Consider the following 5,133-nt stretch of genomic DNA (forward strand, 5'->3'; position numbering starts at 1 on the left):
CCGCCTCGCGGACGGCGTCGGCCAGCGCGAGCAGGTCGTCCTCGGTGGGGCCAGGGTCGACGAACTCGGTCGCCAGCCGCACGACGTCCCACCCGCGCGGCGCGGTCAGCCGTTCCGCGTGTCCGGCGCACAGGTCGTAGGTGTGCGGCTCGGCATACGTCGCGAGCGGGCCGAGCACGGCGGTCTGGTCGGAGTAGACGTAGGTCAAGGTCGCCACAGCGCTGCCACCGCACGCCGTCCGGGAGCACTGTCGCGAGAGGTTCACCCCCCGACTGTATGGCGTGTGGCCGCCTGAGCCGGACCGGCACGCCGTAGAGTCGGAGACGTGATGGCGCACCGACGATCCGGCCCCTTGCGCGACCGGCGGGGGCGGGGGGTCCGGGGGCCGTTGGCCTGGCCGCCGGTGCCCGGCATGGCCACCCGGTCGCAGCGTTTCGACGAGCTCGTCCTCGACTCCGCGGAACGGATCGAGTCACGTCTCGGGCGCAGCCTCGACCCGGCCGAGCTCGCGGTCGAGGACGTGCCGCCGAGCGATCCCTCGGCGTGGGAGGACGGAGTGCCGTTGGGACGGCTCTTCCCGGCCGACGGCCGCACCCCGCCGCGCGTCGTGGTCTACCGCAGGCCGATCGAGACCCGTGCCGGGGACGAGCGGGAGCTCGCCATGCTGGTGCAACACGTGGTGTCCGAGCAGGTGGCCGCGATGCTCGGCCTGGACCCGGACGACCTGGGTCCCGACTGAGTCAGCGGCGCTCCTGCTGGTCGCCCGCCGCCTCTCGCTCGTCGTCGTCGAGCTCGTCCTCGTTCTCGTCGAGCTCGTCGTGGTCCGTGCCGGCAGCATCGTCGCCCGGGTTGGGGACAGCGTCGTCGTCGCCGATCTCGTCGTCCGGGGCCATGTCCTTGTCGTCGGTGGCCACCTCACCGAGCCCTCCCACGAGGTCATCCGCCGCGATGCCGAACTCGCTGAGCAGGCCGAGGTCGTTCTCGGTCTCGATCACCACGGGCAGGCGCTCCTGCGCCTCGCTGGCGCGGTCGTCGAGGCCCCGCTCCTTGAGCATCTCGACGATGGCGTCCCGGCTGATGCGCATCTTCTGGTCAACTCCCCTCGCCTGCTGGACCCGGTGCTGCTGCAACCCGGTTCCCCCACCCTGCCACGTGCCGCGCGGATCCGCAGAGGTTGCCGCTCCGGGGGGCGACGTACCATCGAAGTCATGGACGAGAACGCACCTGTCCTGGTCACGGGCGGCACCGGCACGCTGGGCAGTGCCGTCGTGGCGGAGCTGCAGTCACGGTCTCGGCCTGTGCGCATCCTGAGCCGACGGGCGCGACCGGCCAATCCCGCGATCTTCGCCGGTGACCTGTCGACCGGGGAGGGGGTCCAGGACGCGGTCCTCGGCACGCGCGCGGTGATCCACTGCGCGACGAGCCCGACCAAGTGGCGAGCCGTCGACCTCGACGGCACCCGCCGCCTGCTCCGCCTGCTGGGCGGGGTCGCACCTGAGTCGCACCTGGTCTACATCTCGATCGTGGGCTGCGACCGGAACTCCTTCCCCTACTACCGGATCAAGGCCGCCGCCGAAGACGTCTTGCGCGATGCCGTGGCCGCCGGGCGCAACCGCGCTTCGATCGTCCGCGCCACGCAGTTCCACCAGCTCGTGCGTCTCGCCAGCAAGGTCCCGCCGAAGGGCCCGGTGGCGTTGTCGTTCAAGGGGATGCGGTTCCAGCCGTGCGACACGGCGTTCGTGGCCCGTCGCCTCGTGGACGTCGCGTTGAGCGAGCCTCGCGAGTCAACAATCGAGTTGGCGGGTCCCGAGGTCGTGTCGCTGCGCGACGCCATCCGGCTCACCGCCGAGCACGAGCACAGGTCGGTGCCGCGGGTTGTCGAGCTACCTGCGGTCGGTGGCGCCCTGCGGTCCTTCGTCAGGGGCATCAACCTGCCAGGGGCGTCAGCGGAGCTCGGAGGCACCACCTACGCGCAGTGGCTCGCGGGACGCGACTGACTCACCGGGCCGTTTTCGCCGGGCCCCGGTGAGACCCGCCGGCCGAGCGGACGAGTCGGTTCCGCGCCGGGAAGGTGAGGTCGGTCAGCCGTCGACCTGACGGATGGGTGCCTGCGTCGCGACGAGCGGCGAGGAGACCAGCGGCAGGGCCGCGACGAGCGGGCCGTCGTCCTCGGCCTCGGCCGTGGTCAGGACCGCGGCGTGCACCGAGTCTGCGTCGGTGCCCACCCACACGCTCGTCGCCGACTCGAGGGGCACGGACCGCACCGCATCGGCGGCCAGCACGAACCGTCGGGTCGTGGCCTTGCCGTTCGCGTCGACGGTGGTCACGGAAACCGGCGCCTTCGCGCCGGTGCTGGTGAGCGTCAGGGCGTTGGTCAGCCCGTGCCGTCCGGCTGGAGGCAGGGGGGTGCCGGCCAGGCCCTCGACCGCGGCCGACGACGGCGTCCACGCCAGGTCGGTGGCCTTGCGGTCGAGCTTGCTCTTCGACCCCGTGGACCGGCCGTGCTCCACCGTGGCCGCCGCCACGACCGGGACATCCGCCCGGACCTGGATGGCATAGGTCCCCGCCGGGAGGTCCGACAGGTCGATGTCCCGAGCCGAGTGGCCGCCCACCCGCACGACGTCGTGCTTGACCCGCCGCGGTCCCTCGGTCGTGAGCACGCGGGTCTGCACGACCGCCTGGGCGTCGCCCGGCACCGCTACCCGCAGGCTCGCGGAGCCGTCGACCGACACGCCTGCGATGACCTGCTCCCTCGACGGCGCAGCAGTGGCCCTCGCCGTGTCGCCTCCGCGGGCCACGACCCCGTCGAGCCAGGTGTCGTTGATGGCGGCGTAGACCTCACCGCCGTGCGCGGTGACCTGCACGACCGGCGTCTTCTCCAACCCCGCGATCGAGTCCAGCAGGACCGCCGTGCGACCGCGTGGCGGCACCACGACACCCCGGCCGCTCTCCGAGGCGACCTTGCCGTGGGCACCCAGGACCTGCAGGTCCACGGTGACCGCGTTGGCGGCCGGGTTCACCAGCACGACCCGCTCGAGGCGTCCGGCCTGGGCACCCCCGGCAACGAGCCAGGAGTGTGCCTGGGGCTGTCCGCACGCCACGGTGGTGAGGGCGCGGCCGTCGCCTTCCCGCACGAGGGAGTACTGCATCGCTGCGGCGCCGGGGGCGAAGTCGCCGCCAGCGAGGAAGAGCACCCCGCCCGCGGCGTCCAGGTCGAGGGAGGAGGTGGACCTGCCGGAGGTGCCCTGTCCCTTGGACTCGCGCGCGTGTGCCTTTGACTGTCCCGAGTCGGAGATCTTGTGGGCTCGGAGCGTGCCCTCGGCGCTGCTGCGGGCTTCCGCCGGCAGGGCCGCGTCGGGAGCCGCCGCAGCGAGGGCGGTCACCCTCTGCGTGGCCTTCAGCCCTCCCGAGACGCCGAGGCGCTCCGGACCGGGGCACAGCAGCCCCGTCTGGGCCACCGGCACGGTGGTGGGCTTCTGGCTCTGGTCCGACACCGCGGTGGCCGACGTGGGGCCCAGGTCGACCGTGCCGTCCAGTCGGGTCGCGCCGAGGACGAGCGCCGCGCCGGCAGCCCCGACCAGGGCCGCCCGGGCGATCCCGAGGCCCCTCATACCGGGGCCCCCGCGAAGTATCGGAGCGCAGCGGAGAACTTCGTGGGGTGGCGTGCCGGGGCCCCCGCGAAGTATCGGAGCGCAGCGGAGAACTTCGTGGGGTGGCGTGCCGGGACCCCCGCGAAGTATCGGAGGCCGTGGTCCCCGTGAAGGATCGGAGCGCAGCGGAGAACTTCGTGGGGGTAGATCATGCCGCCGCCCTCCGCGAACGGCGGTTGCCGAAGGGCACCGCGAGGAAGAGGGTCAGGCCGAGCAGCGCCAGCTGCAGGAGCCGCCAGTCGCGGTGGGTCGTCTGCAGCGACACCGACACGGTGCCGGCCGAGGCAGGCAGCCGGTAGGTGGGCTGGTCGGCACTGGCGGCGGACGGAATGACCTGGCCGTCGTAGGTGACCCGGGCGTGGTCCGCGAGGCCGGGCGCTTCGGCGAGGGCGAGCACCCGGCCGTCGTCGCCCGCCGGGACCTCGGCACGCAGCTGCGAGTGCGGGCCCGAGCTGTCCAGTGCCAAGACCGGGTCCCCGTCGCGGTCGAGGACACGAGCACGGGACGGCTGCACCCCGAGCGAACCGTCGCCCGGTTGGGCGAGGACGCGCCAGAGCACCAGCCCGTGGGCGTCGCTGAGCCGCGTCAGTCCCGCGGTCGCGTCCAGTTGCCGCACCAGTGGATCGTCCGCGCCGCCCTGCAGACCGACGAAGCCGACGCCCAGGTCGGCGAGCGCGGCCTGGACCCCGTCACCAGCGCTGGCGTCGTCGCCCGCCAGCGTGCGCCGGACCGCCTTCTCGGTGAGCACGGTTGGCCCGGCAGCCGCCTGGGGCAGGCTGCGTGCGACCTCGCCGGGCTCGGCTCCCTGCACGGAGTAGGTCACCGTGTCGCCCTCGCGCTGCAGCACCAGCAGCCTGGTGGCGGCGGGCCCGAACGCCTGGTCGGCGGCGACTGCCGGCATCAGCTCGCTCGTGGGACGCAGGTGCTCCCCGACGCCCGCCCAGCCGGTCCAGGCGGTGCTGGCGACGACACCGGCCACGGCAACGCCGGCGACGACCAGACCGAGGCGGGAGCGCCACCTCGAGGACGCACGGGCTTGCTTGGTCCCGATGGCGTCGAACCCGAGCAGCGCCGCGCCGATCAGCGCCAGTCCGAGCAGATCGACCCCGGTGCCTGCCCACGGTGTGATGGCGTCTCCCGCGCCCGGCTGATGGGCCGGCACGGTGTCGACGTGGACGAGCGCCGCCGCCAGGCCGGCGGCGAGACCCACCAGGCCCAACAAGCCGAGCGCCGTGGCCATCGGCGAACGTGGCCCTCGTCGGAGCAGGCCCAGCAGCCCGGCGACCACCAGCGGCGCGGCAAGCAGCACGACATACAGCTCGGCGTGCTCGGGCCGCAGCAGGGCGAGGTGCCAGGGGACGACGGGGTCGTCCTGCCACACGGTGAGGCCCGGACCGCCGAGCAGCAGGCGCGGGTCGTCGAGGACGCGCAGCAGCCACGGGCCGACCAGCGCCACCGGGACGACGAGCAGGAGGGCGCCGCG

Annotated in this window: 5 protein-coding genes and 1 pseudogene; 2 read left to right on the forward strand and 4 right to left on the reverse strand. The window is 73.6% G+C overall.

Going from position 1 to position 5,133, the window contains the following annotated elements; all coding sequences use genetic code 11:
- On the reverse strand, positions 1-265 hold a 265-nt coding region (locus tag FRW57_RS16925), incomplete at its 3' end, for a DUF3499 domain-containing protein (protein WP_152186549.1).
- A gap of 147 nt (positions 266-412) precedes the next feature.
- Between FRW57_RS16925 and FRW57_RS16930 the strand changes: the two genes are divergently transcribed.
- Entirely contained in the window at positions 413-739 is a 327-nt protein-coding gene (locus FRW57_RS16930) for a metallopeptidase family protein (RefSeq protein ID WP_238384744.1), read from the forward strand.
- A gap of 1 nt (position 740) precedes the next feature.
- On the opposite strand, the gene FRW57_RS16935 is transcribed toward FRW57_RS16930, so the two are convergent.
- Positions 741-1,085: a hypothetical protein gene (locus tag FRW57_RS16935; protein WP_137122201.1), complete on the reverse strand. Its 345-nt coding sequence runs from the start codon at positions 1,083-1,085 to the stop codon at positions 741-743.
- A 123-nt stretch (positions 1,086-1,208) separates the two neighbouring features.
- Between FRW57_RS16935 and FRW57_RS16940 the strand changes: the two genes are divergently transcribed.
- Complete coding sequence (locus tag FRW57_RS16940; RefSeq protein WP_137122200.1) at positions 1,209-1,997, forward strand: SDR family oxidoreductase; 789 nt, start codon at positions 1,209-1,211, stop codon at positions 1,995-1,997.
- A gap of 84 nt (positions 1,998-2,081) precedes the next feature.
- Here FRW57_RS16940 and FRW57_RS16945 read toward each other — a convergent pair whose 3' ends face one another.
- The gene (locus FRW57_RS16945) at positions 2,082-3,611 is read right to left on the reverse strand and encodes a DUF5719 family protein (RefSeq protein WP_137122199.1); all 1,530 of its coding nucleotides are present in this window, start codon (positions 3,609-3,611) and stop codon (positions 2,082-2,084) included.
- 187 nt (positions 3,612-3,798) lie between these two features.
- Positions 3,799-5,133, reverse strand: a pseudogene (locus FRW57_RS23375) (hypothetical protein); the annotation flags it as partial.

Source organism: Segeticoccus rhizosphaerae (assembly GCF_009192725.1).
GTDB lineage: Bacteria > Actinomycetota > Actinomycetes > Actinomycetales > Dermatophilaceae > Segeticoccus > Segeticoccus rhizosphaerae.